Raw genomic sequence first — 18337 nt, 5'->3', positions numbered from 1 at the left:
ATAAAATTTGTTATCAATATCACAACATAAAGACAGGAAAGATGAAGGAATTAGCCCCCTTCCGTTCAGGAAGGAGGCGAAGGATGAAGGGGCAGGAAAAATGAAATGAAAATTTCGTTGTTGCAGGTTGCCGGATGACGGCGCGAACGCCTTATCCGGCCTACAGGTTAGAAGTAGTTGTAGGCCGGATAAGCGCAGCGACATCCGGCATTACCCAGCGTCAGTACTGACGAGCGTTTTTCACCTGTTCAAACGTCTGCTCAGCGGCTTTGCGCACCGACGGTGAATCAGCCACCTGCGCATCACCGGTTCGCCACCAGGCGGCGTAATCGTGGGTCATGGTTTTCGGCAGGACTTTAATATCCAGCAGCGTCGGGCCAGGATGCGCACGAGAGGCTTCCAGCGCCGCCAGCAGGCTTTTTTCATCATGCACCCGCCAGGCACGACAGCCGTAGCTCTCGGCATTCTGGGCAAAATCAACTTTCACCAGCGGCCCATCCAGCCTCCCGGTTTGCGGGTTGCGGTGACGGTTTTCCGTGCCGAAACTCCCCATCCCGTGCCCCATCTGCAGATTGTTAATGCACCCGAAGCTGGCGTTATCAAACAGCAGGATAGTGACTTTTATCCCTTCCTGAACGGCAGTTTGTAGTTCGGAATGCAGCATCATGTATGAGCCATCCCCCACCATGGCATACACCGGCTGCTGCGGCTTCGCCAGCCTGGCCCCAATAGCGGCCGCAATCTCATAGCCCATGCAGGAATAACCGTATTCCAGGTGATAGCTGTCCGGGGTTTTGACCTGCCAGATGCGTTGTAAATCGCCAGGCAGCGATCCGGCGGCGCCCACGACAATCGCGTTATCTTCGATGTGCTGATTGATAAGCCCCAGCACCCGCGTCTGGGTCAACCGCGTGTTGAGCGTGTCGCCATATTCCGCCAGTTGGGCGTCAAGATGCCCTGCCACTTCGGGAACATCGTCAGGATGCCAGTCGCGATCCCATAAACGTTGGCACTCATCACGCCAGGCCGCCTGCGCCTGTGCGATCTCGCCCCCCCAATCGCTGCGGTAGTCTTGCAGCGTTTCAGTTAATGCCGTAAGCCCGGTACGGGCGTCGGCGATAAGCGCGGTGGCATCAAGCTTCAGTGCGTCAAACTCCGCCACGTTCAGCAGCAGGAACTCAACCTCAGGATGGGAAAACAGCGCTTTCGAACCGGTGGTAAAGTCGGTGAGTCGCGTGCCGATGCCGATCACCAGATCGGCCTGGGTTGCAAGCTGGTTGGCGGCCATCCCGCCGGTTACCCCAATGCCTCCGAGGTTAAGTGGGTGGTCACTAACCAGCGCCCCCTTTCCAGCCTGAGTTTCAGCAAACGGTAGTTGCAGCGTTTCAACAAACGCACGCAACGCCTCATGCGCGCCGGAATATCGTACCCCGCCACCGCACACCACCAGCGGGCGGCGTTTGCGGGCAATCAGCGCCCGCGCCATCGCCAGACGCTGCGGGTCGGGCGGGCGACGTTCGATCAGATGGACGCGGCGCGCAAAGAAACTCAGCGGATAGTCCCAGGCTTCTCCCTGCACATCCTGCGGCAGGCAGAGGGTAACTGCGCCAGTGTCTGCGGGGTCAGTGAGCGTTCGCATCGCGTTCAGCATCGCGCTCATTAACTGCTCCGGGCGATTAATCCGATCCCAATAACGCGAGACCGGTCTGAAGCAGTCGTTGGTGCTAATGCCAAGCTCATGGAATTGCTCAATTTGCTGCAATACCGGGTCCGGCTGACGGCTGGCGTAGACATCGCCTGGCAACAGCAACAGCGGAATACGGTTCGCCGTCGCGGTCGCCGCGGCGGTCACCATATTCGCCGCCCCCGGTCCAACCGACGACGTCACGGCAAAAATACGCTGGCGTCGATGCTGTTTAGCGAACCCGGTCGCCATGTGCGCAATTCCCTGCTCATTACATCCCTGCATTACCTGCAGATGACCGGGTTCCTGCTCCAGCGCCTGGCCGATACCGAGCACATTACCGTGACCAAAGATGGTGGCAACGCCCTCAACAAAGGGCGTTTCATGACCATCGACACAGACATATTGTTGATTAAGGAATTTGACCAGCGCCTGAGCCATGGTCATACGTTCGGTTTGCATAACCCCTCCTGTCAGCCCAGCGTTGGCATGGAGAACGCGGCCCCTGTGTCTTGCAGCATCTCCGGCCAGCGTGCGGTGACGGTCTTCATGCGGGTGTAGAAGCGCACGCCATCGTTACCATGCACGTTGAGCGCTCCAAAAATCGAACGCTTCCAGCCGCCGAAGCTGTGGAACGCCATCGGCACCGGAATAGGCACGTTTACGCCCACCATGCCCGCCTGCACCTCTTCGCAGAAGCGACGCGCGCAGCCGCCGTCGCGCGTGAAAATCGCCGTGCCGTTACCATATTCATGGCGGTTAATCAGTTCCACCGCGCTGTTGTAATCGGCTACACGCACCACAGAAAGTACCGGCCCGAAAATCTCTTCCTTATAGATGGTCATTTCCGGCGTGACGTTATCAAACAGGGTTGGCCCGACAAAATAGCCCTGCTCATGGCCTTTAACGCTAAAACGCCGACCATCCACACGCAGGCTGGCCCCCTGTGATTCCCCGCTGTCGATGTATCCGAGTACTTTATTACGGTGCGCCGAGGAGATAAGCGGCCCCATTTCGTTTTCCGGCGTCTGATCAAGCCCCGGTCCGACGCGCAGCGCCGCAATCTGTTTTTCCAGTCGCGAGCACAGCTCATCCGCGGTTTTATCCCCCACCGCCAGCACAACCGAAAGCGCCATGCAGCGTTCACCCGCCGCGCCGTAAGCGGCGCCCATAATGGCGTTGGTTGCCATATCCATGTCAGCATCCGGCATTAAAATACAGTGATTTTTAGCGCCACCCAACGCCTGGCAACGCTTACCGTGAGCCGAGGCCGTCTGATAAATATATTCCGCAATCGGCGTTGAGCCGACGAAGCTTACGGCCTGCACGCGCGGGTCAGTAAGCAGCACGTCAACGGACTCTTTATCTCCCTGTACCACGTTGAACACGCCGTCCGGTAATCCCGCCTCTTGCAGCAGTTTCGCCAGCGCCAGCGCGAGAGAAGGGTCTTTTTCGGAGGGTTTCAGCACGAAGGAATTTCCGGTTGCCAGCGCGATGGGGAACATCCACATCGGCACCATCGCCGGAAAGTTAAACGGCGTGATCCCGACGCAAACCCCAAGCGGTTGCATCAGAGAGTGGCTATCGACGCCGGTACCTACGTTGGCGGAGTGTTCGCCCTTTTGCAGATGCGGGATGCCACAGGCAAACTCCACCACTTCCAGGCCGCGCGTCAGTTCACCGACAGCGTCAGAGAACACCTTGCCGTGCTCTTCGCTGATGATGCGAGCCAATCTTTCCATGTTCTGTTCCAGCAGCGCCTTAAAGCGGAACATCACTCGCGCACGTTTTAGCGGAGAATGCCGCGCCCAACCGGGGAATGCGTCGTGCGCTGCCGCGATGGCCTGTTCGGTTTCCCGTGTCGAACTCATCACCACCTGGCGGATCTGCTCACCGGTGGCCGGGTTGAAGATCGCCTGAACGCGCTGGCCTGAACCGGTGACACATTCGCCATGAATAAAATTCGCTACTGTCTCCATCCTTAACCTCTCGCTGTTGATACGTGATTGTTACCTGAACGCCGTTATCTGTGTACTATATATGAAACAAACATTCCATTTTAAGTTGAAATAAAATAAATAATGATTAATGTGATCAAGGATGGATTTTTATGTTAACAAGCGGAATCGCATGATTAACGTGTACTGGCAGAATGTTTCAGCAAGCGATTAGACTGAAGCTTTTGTTTCGTTTTTACGGCCAGATGAATGCGTGACATTTCAAAGACGCGGTTTTGCGTTTAGAATCATAAAACTATGCAACAGGAGGTAAAATGACGACAGCAACCAGCCTGAACGAGCTGCAGCAGCAGATCCGCGATCGCTACGATGGCCTGAGCAAAAGGCTGCAGCAGGTGTCCCGCTATGTGCTGGATAATACAAATAGCGTGGCCTTTGATACGGTTGCCGTCATTGCCGAACGTGCCGGAGTGCCTCCCTCGACGCTGATCCGCTTTGCCAATGCTTTTGATTTCACCGGCTTTAACGAAATGAAACAGCTGTTTCGTATGAATCTGGTGGAGGAAACTGCCAGTTACAGCGACCGCGCACGCCTGTTCCGTGAGATGGAAAGCGAAGCCGTGCCGGAAACGCCGCTCGATATCTTGCAGGAATTCGCCCGTTCGAATACTCAGGCCCTACAGCAGTTGGCAGCCCGTGCCGAACCAGAAATGCTGGAACGCGCGGTACAATTACTGGCAGAAGCCGACACCATCTACATCGCCGGTCTGCGTCGTTCGTTTAGCGTGGCGGCCTATCTCACCTATGCCCTGAGCCATCTCGAGTGTCGCCCTATTTTGCTCGATGGAATGGGCGGGATGCTGCGCGAGCAGATTAACCGCATCAAAGCACGTGATATCGTCGTGTCGATCAGCTTCTCGCCCTATGCGGAAGAAACGGTGATGGTCAGCGAAACCGCGGCCAATGCAGGCGCGCGCCAGATTGTCATTACCGACAGCCAGATAAGCCCGCTGGCAACATTCAGCGATCTCTGCTTTGTGGTGAAGGAGGCACAGGTTGACGCGTTTCGCTCCCAGTCAGCAACGCTGTGCCTGGTGCAGTCGCTAGTGGTGGCGCTGGCTTACCGTCTGGGTGACGGGAGTAATGAACGCGGTCATTCCGTCGGGTAATAGCGGTCAGCAAATTGATCGCCCGCTTTATTAACACCCGCCAGCGTGAGGCGCAAGAGCAATTGCACGCGTTGCTTTTATGGTCGTTGAAAATATAGTCCTCATTCAGCGACCAGCTACAACACAGTCTATTATTACCATAAGCTACAATTATATTAATTTTAGATAATCAACAGCACGTTTGCTGACAATAATGCGCAAAGGTTTACTATAGGCCTGTCTTTTTTTAGCAGGAAAGTAAAAATGAAAAAAACAAAAGGGTTGATGATTATTGCCCTTGCTTTCACCCTGGCATCATGTGCTTCCATTCCTGAGAATATCAAAGGTAATAATCAACCTGATATACAAAAAAACTTTATCTCCGTGCATAACCAGCCGGGATTATATACCGGTCAACAGGCCCGCTTTGGTGGTAAAGTCATCAATGTGATTAACACCAAAACGGATACGTTACTGGAAATCGCCGTTTTGCCACTGAACGACTCTGCTAAGCCACAAATAGACGCGAGCTATCAGGGACGAATTCTTGCCCAGCAGAAAGGTTTTCTCGATCCGGTAAACTACAGAAACCATTTCGTGACTATTTTGGGAACAATTCAAGGAGATGAGTCAGGATTCATCAACAAGGTCCCGTATAACTTTGTTAAAGTTGATTTACAGGGTATTCAGGTCTGGCATTTAACTGAGTCTGTCAACACCACCTATAATATGTGGGATTACGGCTATGGCGCGTTCTGGCCTGAACCCATATGGGGAGGCCCCTACTACGCCAACACAGTAACTCAGGTAACTCCGGAGCTAGTGAAATAATCCCAGTAGTAAGATGGCGCTAATATATTCCGGAGTCGGGCGCTAACCAACGCCCACCACATCAACTCGCGTTTATCTAATTGCGCCATCCAGCTTCATGAGATCCTTCGCTTAACATGTATTCTTCCTGTTACATATAATTTTTAACCGCTAATTCTTTAGCGAAGAAATGGGCTTTACCCTTCTCATGCCTGACCATCTTTTGTTATTTACCGACAATCCCCCCACCCTGCATGCAATAAAAGAACCTTTGTGTTTTCACATTATTCAGGGATTACAATGAACAGAAAATGCTTACTGTTGATACCATTATTCTTTAGTAGCGCCATCATCACCGCCTGCGATAATAAACCTGCAGTAAAAACCACCGCCATGGCGCCCGAGGTCGGCGTTGTTACCTTAGCGCCCTCCTCAGTGAATATTAAAAGTGAACTTCCGGGCCGCGCAGTTTCATTTGAGATCGCCGAAATTCGCCCTCAGGTTGGGGGGATCATCATAAAGCGCAACTTTATTGAAGGAGATAAAGTCAGCAAAGGAGAATCACTGTATCAAATTGATCCTGCCCCGCTGCAGGCGCGACTGGATTCAGCCAAAGGTGCGCTGGCTAAGGCAATGGCGACGGCCAATAACATACGTCTGACATTAAATCGGCAGTCAGCGTTAATAAAATCCAATTACGTCAGCCGCCAGGACTACGACACGACGCGCTCACAGCTTAATGAAGCACAGGCCAATGTCGCCGTTGCTAAAGCGGAGCTTGAGCAAGCCACTATCAACCTGCGCTATGCCAATGTCACCTCGCCAATTGAGGGCATCAGCGGTAAATCCTCCGTGACCGTGGGTGCCCTGGTCACTGCCAATCAGGAAAATGCGCTGGTCACCGTTCAACGGTTGGATCCGATTTATGTTGATTTAACCCAGTCAGTACAAGACTTCCTGCGCCTGAAAGAAGAGAAAGCCAACGGCCAAATCGCCCAACAACAAGGCAAAATTCCGGTTGAACTGATGCTGGAAAACGGCAAGCCCTATCGCCATACCGGTACGCTTGAGTTTTCCGATCCCGCCGTTGATGAGACCACCGGTTCGGTGACCCTGCGCGCCGTATTTCCCAATCCTGAGGGTGAAATTTTACCCGGCATGTACGTCACGGCGCTGCTGGACGAAGGCAGTCAGCAGAACGTGTTGATGGTTCCCCAGCAAGGGATTACGCATAACGAACAAGGAAAAGCCACCGCGCTAATCCTTGACCCGGAAAACGTGGTGCAACTGCGTGAAATAAACGCCGTGAAGGCCGTTGGCAATCAATGGCTAGTGACCGCGGGATTACGCCCTGGCGATCGGGTCATTGTGTCCGGACTACAAAGGATTCGTCCGGGAATCAAAGCCCGGGTCCTCCATTCAAAACTGAACACACCTGACGCGGTAACTGAACAGTAATATTTCAGGCATTAAGGACACTTTCTTCATGGCCAACTTTTTTATTGAGCGCCCGGTTTTCGCCTGGGTACTCGCCATTATCATGATGTTTACGGGCGGTATCGCGATAATGAACCTGCCTGTCGCCCAGTATCCACAAATTGCTCCCCCGACCATCACCATCAGCGCCGCTTACCCAGGGGCAGACGCAAAGACCGTTGAAGACTCCGTGACGCAAGTGATTGAACAGAATATGAATGGTCTTGATGGCCTGATGTATATGTCATCCACCAGCGATGCGGCAGGTAATGCCTCGATTATCCTGACCTTCAAAACGGGTACGTCACCCGATATTGCGCAGGTTCAGGTACAGAATAAATTACAGCTGGCGATGCCTTCCCTGCCGCAGGAGGTACAGCAGCAAGGGATAAGCGTTGATAAATCCAGCAGCAACATCTTAATGGTCGCCGGCTTTATCTCTGATAATAACAGTCTCAGCCAATATGATATTGCCGACTATGTGGCTTCAAATATTAAAGACCCGCTAAGCCGCACTGCCGGGGTGGGAAGCGTACAGTTGTTTGGTTCGCAATACGCCATGCGCATCTGGTTGGATCCGCAAAAGCTCGACAAGTATAACCTCACTCCGCAAGACGTTATTACTCAACTCAAAGTTCAGAACAATCAGATATCCGGCGGGCAACTGGGGGGCATGCCTCAGTCAGCCGATCAGCAGCTAAATGCGTCGATCATCGTCCAGACGCGCCTGCAAACTACCGATGAATTTGGCCAGATCTTCCTCAAAGTCCAGCAAGACGGCTCCCAGGTTCTGCTGCGCGATGTCGCACGCATTGAACTGGGTGCGGAAAATTATGCCACGGTTGCACGTTACAACGGCAAACCCGCCGCCGGGATTGCGATTAAACTTGCCGCTGGCGCCAATGCCCTGGAAACGTCCCAGGCGGTCAAACAAGAGCTGAACAGATTATCGGCCTGGTTTCCGGCCAGTATGAAAACCGTTTATCCCTATGACACCACGCCGTTTATCGAGATTTCGATTCAGGGCGTTTTTCATACATTGATCGAGGCAATCATTCTGGTATTCCTCGTCATGTACCTGTTTTTGCAGAGTTTCCGTGCAACGCTTATCCCCACAATCGCCGTTCCGGTAGTTATCCTCGGCACCTTTGCAATACTCGACGTCGCCGGTTTTTCGATTAATACACTCACGATGTTTGGCATGGTGCTGGCGATAGGGTTGTTAGTCGATGATGCTATCGTGGTGGTTGAGAACGTAGAACGCATTATTGCCGAAGAACATTTGTCACCAAAAGCGGCGACGCATAAAGCGATGGGCCAGCTCCAGAGAGCGCTGATCGGTATTGCCGTTGTGTTATCCGCTGTATTTATGCCGATGGCATTTATGAGCGGGGCGACGGGGGAGATTTTCCGCCAGTTTTCTATCACCTTAATCTCCTCGATGCTGCTGTCGGTGTTTGTGGCGATGAGCCTGACGCCTGCACTTTGCGCCATGCTGTTGAAATCCCATGAGGGAGAAAAAGTAAACACACATTTTCTGTTTACCCGTTTCAATCACTTCATGGAGAAATGTACTCAGCACTACACGGACAGCACCCGTAAACTTCTCCGTTGCACGGGCCGTTACATGGTCGTGTATTTAGTGATTGCCGCGGGCATGATCGTGCTGTTTTCACGCACCCCGACCTCCTTTCTGCCTGAAGAAGATCAGGGGGTATTCATGACCACGGCGCAATTACCCTCCGGCTCAACGATGGTGAACACCAGCAAAGTGCTCGGAGAAATAACGGATTACTATCTGACGAAAGAACAGAAAAACGTTGCTTCGGTTTTCACCGTCGGCGGATTTGGCTTCAGCGGTCAGGGGCAAAACAACGGTCTGGCGTTTATCAGCCTGAAGCCCTGGTCAGAACGCGTTGGCGAGGAAAACTCGGTTACCGCCATTATTCGACGGGCGATGATGGCCTTAAGCACCATTAATAACGCCGTCGTTTATCCGTTTAATTTACCCGCAGTCGCGGAACTGGGGACCGCTTCAGGCTTTGATATGGAGCTGCTGGATAACGGTAACCTTGGGCATGAAAAAATGATGCAGGCCCGAAACGAGCTTCTGGCGCTGGCCAGCCAGTCGTCAGGAGAGGTTGACGGGGTGCGTCCGAACGGTCTGGAAGATACGCCGATGTTCCGCATTCACGTCAACGCCAGGAAGGCAGAAGCCATGGGCGTTGCGTTATCGGATATCAATCAGACCATCTCCACCGCGTTTGGTAGCCGCTATGTCAATGACTTCCTGAACCAGGGGCGCGTTAAAAAAGTGTATGTACAGGCCGATACGCCGTTTCGTATGTTGCCGGACAATATCAATCACTGGTACGTACGTAATGCCTCTGGCGCAATGACGCCGCTTTCCGCTTACTCATCCACCGAGTGGACCTACGGCTCCCCCCGCCTTGAACGCTATAATGGTCAGCCTGCAATGGAAATTCTCGGCCAGCCGGTCGAAGGAAAAAGCAGCGGCGATGCAATGAAATTTATGGCGTCGCTGATTAATAAACTGCCCGCAGGCGTTGGCTATGCCTGGACAGGTCTGTCTTATCAGGAAGCGCTGTCCACAAACCAGGCGCCAATGCTGTACGGCATTTCGCTAATCGTCGTGTTTCTGGCACTGGCGGCGCTGTATGAAAGCTGGTCGATACCCTTCTCGGTGATGCTGATTGTGCCAATCGGGGTGGTCGGCGCTTTGCTGGCTACCGATCTGCGCGGTCTGAGCAATGATGTTTACTTCCAGGTCGGGCTACTCACCACCATGGGGCTGTCGGCTAAAAACGCCATTCTGATCGTCGAGTTCGCCGTCGAGATTATGCAAAACGAAGGAAAAGCACCGCTTGAAGCCGCGGTGGAGGCCGCGCAAATGCGCTTACGTCCTATTTTAATGACCTCACTGGCTTTCATCCTGGGGGTTATTCCATTGGCAATAAGCGACGGCGCAGGCTCTGGCGCGCAAAATGCCGTCGGTACGGGGGTTATCGGTGGGATGTTGGCCGCAACCGTGCTGGCTATCTATTTTGTCCCGCTATTCTTTGTTCTCGTTGAAAACATGCTGGCGCGATTTAAAGCCCGACGCTGACTTGTTGTCCTATCCCTGGGATCTTATCCCAGGGATAGGACTTTGTTTGTCAGATCTACGGTCATTAGCGGGCCTTGCTATCCAGCGAGTTTCTCGTGGCTAGCAAGGTAAACATTACACGGGTATTTTCTTGTAGGGGAACAACTGGGGTAGGTACAGAGGTTGTCAATTCTAACTAATGCCAGGCTATCAAAACGGTTAATTAATAGTGCAGACCGGAACCTTTCAGATTTACAGCCAGTTCACCCAGTTTTATATTCGGATGCTGATGACACATTTTAACCATTTTCGGTACAGCTTCCGTTTCCACCTGATGCAGTGGAACATAATCATCACCTTTAAAGTCCGAATTTTTATTAACAATCACAAAGGCAATTGCCGTCTTGTATTGCTGACTCATATCAACGAATTCTTTACAGGTCATATCCTGTGGCGCAGCTTCCGTTGCCTGCGTAGCAAAAGCACGGCTCATCGGCGCCATAACAGAAGTCATAAGAATAACTGCAGAAACAACCAATTTAATATTCACAATGCACTCCAGAGGTAGCATTAGTTTTTATCGGCGAGTTTATCAGTTTCTACCAACGTCGTATTTCTGCGCAGACTGATAAAAGCTAAAGAACTAAAGATCATCTCAACGCCAATAAATATTGAGGTAAACACATATGACCTGTCGGGATCCATATTCAGCCACACGGCTGCAATAAGCAGATCAAAAATACCGATGAAAATATTCCATCCATAACCCGGACTGCGGAACATTTTGACACCGGAAGCAACACGAAAAATACCGCCAAGAATAAACAGGCAGCAAAAAACCATTGCCAATGAATTCATGCCTATCACAGGATTCTCGAGGAAACAGTATCCCAGCAGTAACCACGCGATAGCAAAAAAGGCATAGGTAAATTTGGCTTTCAACTGCTTTTTACCAGAGCTAAACAAGCTATAGATAGAATAGAAACCACACACCAGAAACATAAAACCTGTTGCGTAGCTTAAGTAAACACCCGCAGCGATTGGATAGATTAAGCAGCAGATGCCACAAACCAACAACAGCACCGCCATGATTGTGGCGTGTCTCTTATAATGAGTTAGTGTTTTTTCATTAAACGCTTTCAGGCTACGCTGATTAAAAACAAACATACATCCTCCGTTACATAGAAACGCAATGTAACCTGCTAATTAAAGAATAATTCTCACTTAATACATATTACTTACAATGAAATGATAAGACTTTCACTCAGCGTTCGTATATAAGATAAAAGGAATGCCGTTATCCGTATAATCCTACACGCGTCAGACGTCTGACACCTGTAGGATTAAACGCTCATTATTCTGTCCTGGCTCTGATTCCACTCTTTTAATTTATTTAATATGCTTATTTCGTTTGGTGACATATGCCAACTTTATTCAGGAGAAAGTAATGAAAAAGATTATTCTTGCGGGTCTGCTTGCAACCATGATGGGTTCAGCTCCGGTACTGGCAGCGACCACTACCACTCCGGCACAAACCGCTACAGCCAATGTACAAAAAGAAGCTGCCGATATTATGCAGGTCGCGGTGCAAGGTGCAAATGCGATGCGTGATATTCAGCTTGCCCGTCTGGCCCTGTTTCATGGACAGCCTGACAGTGCTAAAAAATTAACCGACGACGCCGCTTCCCTGCTGGCAGGTGACAGCCACGACTGGGCGAAATTTGTAAAAACTGCGCCTAAAGCCAAAATGATTGACGATCAGTACGTGATTATTAACGCGACTGTCGCGCTGTCAGAAGACTACATTGCCACTCCGGCCAAAGAATCCGCTATCAATACAGCGAATGGCAAAATGGCCAAAGGCGACTGGAAAGGTGCGGTGGATACCTTACAGCTGGCGGGTATCAACGTACTTCAGACTCAATACCTGATGCCTTTAAATCAGACTCGTAAAGCCGTTGCCAGCGCACAAAAACTGCTGTCTTCTGGTAAATACTACGAGGCAAACCTTGTGTTAAAGGGTGCTGAAGAAGGCATTGTTATCGATAGCGAGATGCTGGGCGCAGGCCAGTAATACTCAGCACTACGGAGTGTTGAACCAGGACTTTCTCTCCCGATCGGGCAGCTACGGCTACCCGATCGGGGGGGTTAATGGCTAATCAGACTGTCGATCTCAATCTCAATTTCCCGCATGACCGCCACAATCTTCTGTAATGCTTCCTGGCGTACAGCCAGAGGAAGACAGTCATGTCGCATAGATTCAAAAGGTTCACACAGCGTCTGAAGAGCAGTAATACCCAGAATTTGCGCCGAACCATGCAACCGGTGAAGAGCCCGCAAAAACAGCTGAGGTTCATCTTGCAAAACGGCTTTTCCGGCCGCCTGTAAATCGCTGAGCGTTGCCTCGCGAAATGTTTCGAGTATCTCATTCATTAATGCACGATCGCCGCCGGTATTTTCCGTCAGAACATTGAATTTCAGATGTCGGATCGAACAAGGAGACGAATAACCGGTTTCGATTTTGCTCAGTTCATGCGTCAGCGTCTTAATCGACACGGGCTTAAACAGACACAAATTCATCCCATTTTGCAGACACCGATCGCGTGACTGCGGGAGCGCGCTGGCCGTTAGCCCCCATATTTGTAAATGAGGCTGCTGACGACGCAATGAAGCCGCGAGATCAAACCCGTCCTTCTTCGGCATATTCACATCGGTTATCAACAGGTCGTATGATTTTTTAACCAGTTTGGCTTCGGCCTCCTCGCCATCACACGCTTCATCCACGCTGTAACCAATGGCGTTCAACTGTCGCTTAAGCAGCAGACGATTGGTCGGGTTATCATCTGCTATTAAAATAGACAGGCACGGTAGCGGCAACAGAGCGCCTGGCGTGTCGCCATCCGGAACAACTGACTGTCGGGCAGTCTCAACCGGCAACGTGATGGTAAACGTGGTTCCTTGCGACGGGACGCTCATCAGTTCAAGCGTACCGCCCATCAGCGTCACCAGCTCTTTGCAGATAAATAACCCCAGACCGGAACCCGTTTGTTGACGCCCGCAGCGCCCCTGAGCATAACGATGAAATAGCCCAGCCTGCTCCTCTTCACTAATCCCACAACCGGTATCGCTAATAGCGATGGTCAGGTTGCCGTGATTCTCCTCGTCAGGCGTCAAACGGGCCGTCACGTGAATACTGCCCTGCTCGGTAAACTTCAGCGCATTACCCACCAGATTGGTGAGAATTTGCCGTAAAGCCTGCTGATCGACAAAGACCCGCTCGTTCGCCGGCAACTGGCTAACGCAGGCAAGCGTAATGCCTTTCTGTCTGGCTAAGGCATCGAAAGAGTGACACTGCAATTCAATGAGCTGCGAGAGATCCGTCCATTGAGGAACAACCTGGTATTTACCAGACTCAATCTTATCCACGTCCAGAATCTTACCAATCAGCCCAAGTAATGACTGGGCCGTCGCCCCGGTAAGTGCAATCGCCTCCTTTCGCTGCGCCGGACTGAGTTCTGAACTCGACAGTAATTCCAGAAAACCCACAATCGAGCTTACAGGGGTACGTAATTCATGACTCATGCTCGCAAGAAAACGACTTTTGGCCTTGGTCGCTTCAATTGCTTTGTTCTTTTCGATCTCCAGCTCTTGGGACAATGCTTCTTTAAGATGGAGTTGCTCTTCCAGCAGACGCTGCGATTGCTTTCTTTTATTGACCTCACGCGAAAGTGAGATCCCCCAGATCAGGCTAATCGCTATCAGCAGCAGCGCAAACACCACCAGTTGATAGAACTGTTTGCTATATCGACTCCAGATATCGACCTGCGTATTGGAAATTTTCGACCACTTCTCCGTCATCTGCAAAATTTCACGTGGCGGTATGGCCTGCAGCGCTTTATCCATTACGGACTTCAACATGGGCTCGTGAGGAGAGACCGCAAAACTTACCGAGGCACCCGGCATATCAGGAAGCCTAAAAAAGTGCATATTTTTCTGGTAGTCATGATCGACCATGTACCTTGCCGACAATTCGGTAGCGATTGCCGCGTCAACCTTGCCATCCCTGAGCATAGTCATCGCGACGCTACCAGTATCGGCATCCACCCAGGTGGCCTTGGGGTAGCGTTGTCTCAGGTCACTTTCCAACACATGTCCAGCGGGCAACGCAATACGGATCGGTTTATTCAGTAGCGAGTCGGCCGTTTCCTCGCGGGAAGTGATAATCACAAATGCGACATTCATCAGCGGATCGCTAAAGGTCGAATTGCGCTGATTTTGATTAGTCAGGGTGATGGTGGGATACATATCCCATTGTTCGCCGCTTATTTTTTTCATCTGTTCACTTTTCGAATCAGCTAAAACGGGTTCAAAATCAAGCCCCGTTTGCAGATGAATAATATTTAGCAAATCGCCAAGGATACCGCGTAATTCACCACTGCGATCAACAAGCGTATAGGGCGGGTAATCTGGATTGATCAAAATACGAATAGTATGTTTTTTCTTCAGCCACGCTTTCTCCCGATCGGTGAATGGAATCGGCGCATTCAGATAGGCCAGGTTGCCGCGGTTCAGCCAGTTCTGCATGACCTGCATATGAATTTCATTGCTGATTGATGTAATGAAACCATCAAGAATGTTTCTTAATACCGGCTGTTCTTCCTTAACCACAAAATAATTATATTGCTCTTGTTTATCAAAGTAGTGCGTAATAACCAGTGATTGTGAAAAATATCGGGAGATACAATGACTGCTGGTGATATTGTTACCAATGTAATATTGGCTATCACCATTCACAACCGACGCCATGGCCTGATATTCGTCATCGTAAAATGAGACTTTAGCATCAGGAAAAGCATCCTGGATAACATCAAGGAAAGGACAATCACGCACACACGCGACGCTAACCTGATGGTCCGTGGTCAGCGGCAGCATGGTGTTTTTTAGCGAGGTCACAAGCGTCGGCCACGTTGTCAGCAATGCCGAAGTGCGCAATAAATTCCCGCCGACATCCTGGCGCCTTGAAAGCTGGGTTATCAGCGTATCGACATCGTTACTGGCGAGCGCGGCCAGTGCTTCTTGCTCATTATCATACTGCTTTATAACAATTTTTAGATTGAGATTCTTTTGCATTAGCGCAAGATAATCCGCATTGACTCCCCGGTAATATTCCCCACTATTTTGGTAAACAATGGGGGAGACTTCCGGTAACCAGGTGCCAACAACCAAGGTTTTTTTATGCGCTAACCAGTTCGTTTCTTCCCTGTTCAGACTGATATTTTGTACAGAGGTACTATAGTTACTTTTCAGCTCAACTTGCCGGGCAGAGCTTACATCCGTAGACACCCCGATGGTAAATATGACCATCAAAAAAATAAACAAGCGTTCCAGCATTACTCTATCCTATTTTATTTCTCTGCGCGTAATCATATATTTCCATTAATGATGAGCAATCTAATTTCTCCATCAAACGACTTTTATAGGTACTTACGGTTTTATTGCTGATGTTCATTTTGCTGGCAATTGTGCTGTAATCCATACCGTTAAGAATATAACGCAACACTCTCATTTCCTGGGTCGACAATGTATCAAGCTTATCCTGCTCGCTGACAGATGAACCCGTAAAATGCTCAAGAGAAAAAGGGAAATAGCTGTAACCATTTTTAGCGGCTTCAATGGCGGCAAGAATATTATTCATACCTTCTTTTTTACTCACAAATCCGTTGGCGCCATATTCGGCGCTACGTTTACCGTAAAAATATTCATTTTTAGCTGAAATGATAATGATTACACCAGCATAGTGCCGCTTTCTCAACTGCTCCAGCACTTCGATGCCGCTAATACCCGGTATATCCACATCAACAATCAGCAGTTCCGGTTTCGTTTTTTCAACGGTTTGAACCACGTGATCCCCGCAGTCGAGCTCGGTTGTTACGGTAATACCATTTGTATCGAGTAAGTTGCGGATGGCTATGCGAGCCAATGGGTGATCGTCAACGATTATCGCGTTCATTGCGTTTAAGAATCCCGATAAATAAAGAGAGGCGATGGCTATAGAGCAGGTGAGTCTGCAATATTATTGATTTATATATCATTAGACTCAGGATGCAAATTCTAACATAGCCATGCGCGTATTTTATGATTTTTTCATAATTCAAGTGAATAAATCATGAAAATAGCATTTTGGTTTACAAAATTTAAACTTTGATACTTAGCGGACATCAAATCATTAACACGCAGCAAAGAGAATATTCCTACACATGTAGGACAAACCTTTCATGTATCACGGCTCATTCTTAATGAAAAAGTTAAAATAATCAGTACGCTGAGTATAAAAAAATCACAGAGTGGACTACGTGACGTATATTCTTCTATTTTACAAGGCTTATCCCGGAAAATTAAACCGCATGGGAATTTGTCAACAAGCCAGACCATTAAACAGCGAAGTGTTAAACCATATAAAAATATATATTGCCCTAAAAATAAAGTTATTTATGTTTTTCCTGTTATAGCAAATAAAAACAACAAACCCTCTCATTTTTGCGGTTTAGAACACCCTGTATTATTTTCTCTGGAAAATTCAATTAAACGGTTGATTTAGAGACTCTGAGCACGTACGTATCATGCGAAAAATACAAAAGCTTATCAGTGCAGAGCGTGAGGAGTTCACCCCTTACTCCAGCCTGTCCGCAGAATCGATATCGCGCATTGCTACGGGCTGCGGTCGGGATGAGATTGCTGATGCGCACATCCTGATGAAACAGTTTAAATCCGAACTGGTCACCATTCCTGAGTGGGATGGTGACACAGAGGATGACATCTGGCGCGCTATTCAGCTACTCCGCACAATTCTCGAGCAAATTCAGATCGGGCCATGAAGAAATGCGTCTTCACTGTAACAGCTTTGCGAGCCCTTGTTCGAGTATGGGTATCGCCGCACCGTAGACACCGAGATCGCGGCTAACCTGACTAACGGACAATTGCTGGATCGTCTGCCCAAAGAAGCTGTTTTGTTGCTCAAACCCTGCGCAAAACGCTTGCCAAATACCGGTATTTTTAACGAACGGGCCAGAAACAATCAGCTTTTTAGGAAAGAATACGCGACAAACGTTTGAAGCTGCGGTTGTCATCTGATCAATCGCTTGCTGTATTGCTGGGTTATCTGCCAGATCCTTTGATGCCAGAAGAGTAGCAATATTCTCTTCATCATCACCCGCCTGAAACTCTTTTCCGAGCACTTCGTGTCCGATTGACCACAGCGCTGCAACCGTTTCCAGACACCCTTTTTGTCCACAGTGGCAAGGTGCATTTTGTCCTGAGATATGCCAGTGACCAATTTCGCCAAAAGCATACCCCCCTTCGACAATATTGTCCCCGGACTGACCAAACGCAAAACCAACACCGTATCCCCAGTGTAACAGCAATGTACTTTCATCTTGCTGGAGCAGATGAATCAATAGCTCATTGTCCAGCGTGCGAGAAAGCGTGATTGAGTCGCTTTCTTTTGGAAAAACAGCGCTGATATCCAGGTTGTGCATCCTGGGCCAGCGAGAGGTGTGGATCCAGCGATTCGTGGTCCGATCAAAAACCCCACCCAGCGAAAAGACAATGCCTGCTATTTCTGCATCTTCAGGTCGCCTGGCAATAATGTCGTTATAAAGATGACGAAAAATAGCTTCCAGAGCCTTATTGTCGCTGCCAGGAGGCGCCTCGGTATGCTCATGTGCAATAATCTGCGCCGCCAGGTTGACCATAAATGTGTGCACTGACTGACTAATCACCTGAAAAACAATCGTCACCACTCTGTTGGCATTGACGCCAAGCGTCAATGATGGCCTCCCTCGTCCGACATGCTCGCTGGGTTCTTCCGTTAACAAGCGAGCCTCCAGAAGTTCAGCCACATAGTCAGAGATCGTCGTTGAACGAATCTTCAATCGTTTCGTGGCTTCACTTCGGGTTTTAACCTCACCCTTCAGAACCGCAAGAAACACGCGTTCCTTATCATTGAGCAAGCCGCGGGTAATCGGTAAATGGGTAAGAAAGTCTATTGTGCGTTTATTATTCATGCTCTTATTAACACGTTTCGGGTTCAGACCGGGAAGTTTGCCGCATTCCCCCACAGTAACTCTGCAGAGGCACATGTTGTCATCAGAGCTAC

13 protein-coding genes are annotated in these 18337 nt (G+C 49.9%); 6 read left to right on the top strand and 7 right to left on the bottom strand.

Annotated elements, in window-relative coordinates; translation table 11 throughout:
• Window positions 1–220: 220 nt before the first annotated feature.
• Window positions 221–2146 carry a 3D-(3,5/4)-trihydroxycyclohexane-1,2-dione acylhydrolase (decyclizing) gene (gene iolD / locus OGV77_RS23875; RefSeq protein ID WP_087050863.1) on the bottom strand — a complete coding sequence of 642 codons (1926 nt, stop codon included), beginning with the start codon at window positions 2144–2146 and terminating at the stop codon, window positions 221–223.
• An 11-nt stretch (window positions 2147–2157) separates the two neighbouring features.
• On the bottom strand, window positions 2158–3663 hold the full coding sequence (locus OGV77_RS23870; RefSeq protein ID WP_087050862.1) for a CoA-acylating methylmalonate-semialdehyde dehydrogenase: 1506 nt from the start codon (window positions 3661–3663) through the stop codon (window positions 2158–2160).
• A gap of 293 nt (window positions 3664–3956) precedes the next feature.
• Between OGV77_RS23870 and OGV77_RS23865 the strand changes: the two genes are divergently transcribed.
• The 4 genes from OGV77_RS23865 (at window position 3957) to OGV77_RS23850 (ending at window position 10203) form a co-directional block, all read left to right on the top strand.
• The gene (locus tag OGV77_RS23865) at window positions 3957–4811 is read left to right on the top strand and encodes a MurR/RpiR family transcriptional regulator (protein ID WP_043017258.1); all 855 of its coding nucleotides are present in this window, start codon (window positions 3957–3959) and stop codon (window positions 4809–4811) included.
• 243 nt (window positions 4812–5054) lie between these two features.
• Complete coding sequence (locus OGV77_RS23860) at window positions 5055–5621, top strand: Slp family lipoprotein (protein WP_075145769.1); 567 nt, start codon at window positions 5055–5057, stop codon at window positions 5619–5621.
• Between the two features lie 279 nt (window positions 5622–5900).
• A complete protein-coding gene (locus tag OGV77_RS23855) occupies window positions 5901–7058 on the top strand; it encodes an efflux RND transporter periplasmic adaptor subunit (RefSeq protein WP_080626212.1) in 1158 nt (385 codons plus the stop codon).
• A 28-nt stretch (window positions 7059–7086) separates the two neighbouring features.
• Window positions 7087–10203: an efflux RND transporter permease subunit gene (locus OGV77_RS23850; RefSeq protein ID WP_087050861.1), complete on the top strand. Its 3117-nt coding sequence runs from the start codon at window positions 7087–7089 to the stop codon at window positions 10201–10203.
• Window positions 10204–10405: 202 nt separating this feature from the next.
• On the opposite strand, the gene OGV77_RS23845 is transcribed toward OGV77_RS23850, so the two are convergent.
• Window positions 10406–10753, bottom strand: a complete 348-nt coding sequence (locus tag OGV77_RS23845) for an HdeA/HdeB family chaperone (protein ID WP_043017262.1) — start codon at window positions 10751–10753, stop codon at window positions 10406–10408.
• Window positions 10753–11349, bottom strand: coding sequence for an HdeD family acid-resistance protein (locus OGV77_RS23840; protein ID WP_043017263.1), 597 nt, complete (start codon window positions 11347–11349; stop codon window positions 10753–10755). The genes OGV77_RS23845 and OGV77_RS23840 overlap by 1 nt, the downstream gene beginning before the upstream one ends.
• A gap of 280 nt (window positions 11350–11629) precedes the next feature.
• On the opposite strand from OGV77_RS23840, the gene OGV77_RS23835 reads away from it, so the two are divergent.
• The gene (locus OGV77_RS23835; protein WP_043017264.1) at window positions 11630–12256 is read left to right on the top strand and encodes a YfdX family protein; all 627 of its coding nucleotides are present in this window, start codon (window positions 11630–11632) and stop codon (window positions 12254–12256) included.
• 74 nt (window positions 12257–12330) lie between these two features.
• Here OGV77_RS23835 and OGV77_RS23830 read toward each other — a convergent pair whose 3' ends face one another.
• Both OGV77_RS23830 and evgA read right to left on the bottom strand, forming a co-directional pair.
• Complete coding sequence (locus OGV77_RS23830) at window positions 12331–15573, bottom strand: ATP-binding protein (protein ID WP_087050860.1); 3243 nt, start codon at window positions 15571–15573, stop codon at window positions 12331–12333.
• A gap of 4 nt (window positions 15574–15577) precedes the next feature.
• The gene (gene evgA / locus OGV77_RS23825) at window positions 15578–16192 is read right to left on the bottom strand and encodes an acid-sensing system DNA-binding response regulator EvgA (protein WP_043017266.1); all 615 of its coding nucleotides are present in this window, start codon (window positions 16190–16192) and stop codon (window positions 15578–15580) included.
• Between the two features lie 610 nt (window positions 16193–16802).
• Between evgA and OGV77_RS23820 the strand changes: the two genes are divergently transcribed.
• Entirely contained in the window at window positions 16803–17057 is a 255-nt protein-coding gene (locus OGV77_RS23820; protein ID WP_080626207.1) for a hypothetical protein, read from the top strand.
• 12 nt (window positions 17058–17069) lie between these two features.
• On the opposite strand, the gene OGV77_RS23815 is transcribed toward OGV77_RS23820, so the two are convergent.
• On the bottom strand, window positions 17070–18245 hold the full coding sequence (locus OGV77_RS23815; protein WP_043017268.1) for an ROK family transcriptional regulator: 1176 nt from the start codon (window positions 18243–18245) through the stop codon (window positions 17070–17072).
• Window positions 18246–18337: the final 92 nt, after the last annotated feature.

This window comes from Citrobacter sp. Ce129 (assembly GCF_030334545.1).
GTDB classification, from domain to species: Bacteria; Pseudomonadota; Gammaproteobacteria; order Enterobacterales; family Enterobacteriaceae; genus Citrobacter; species Citrobacter europaeus.
Note: the sequence above shows the minus strand (reverse complement) of the source record. Positions and strands in the feature narration are given on the sequence as shown.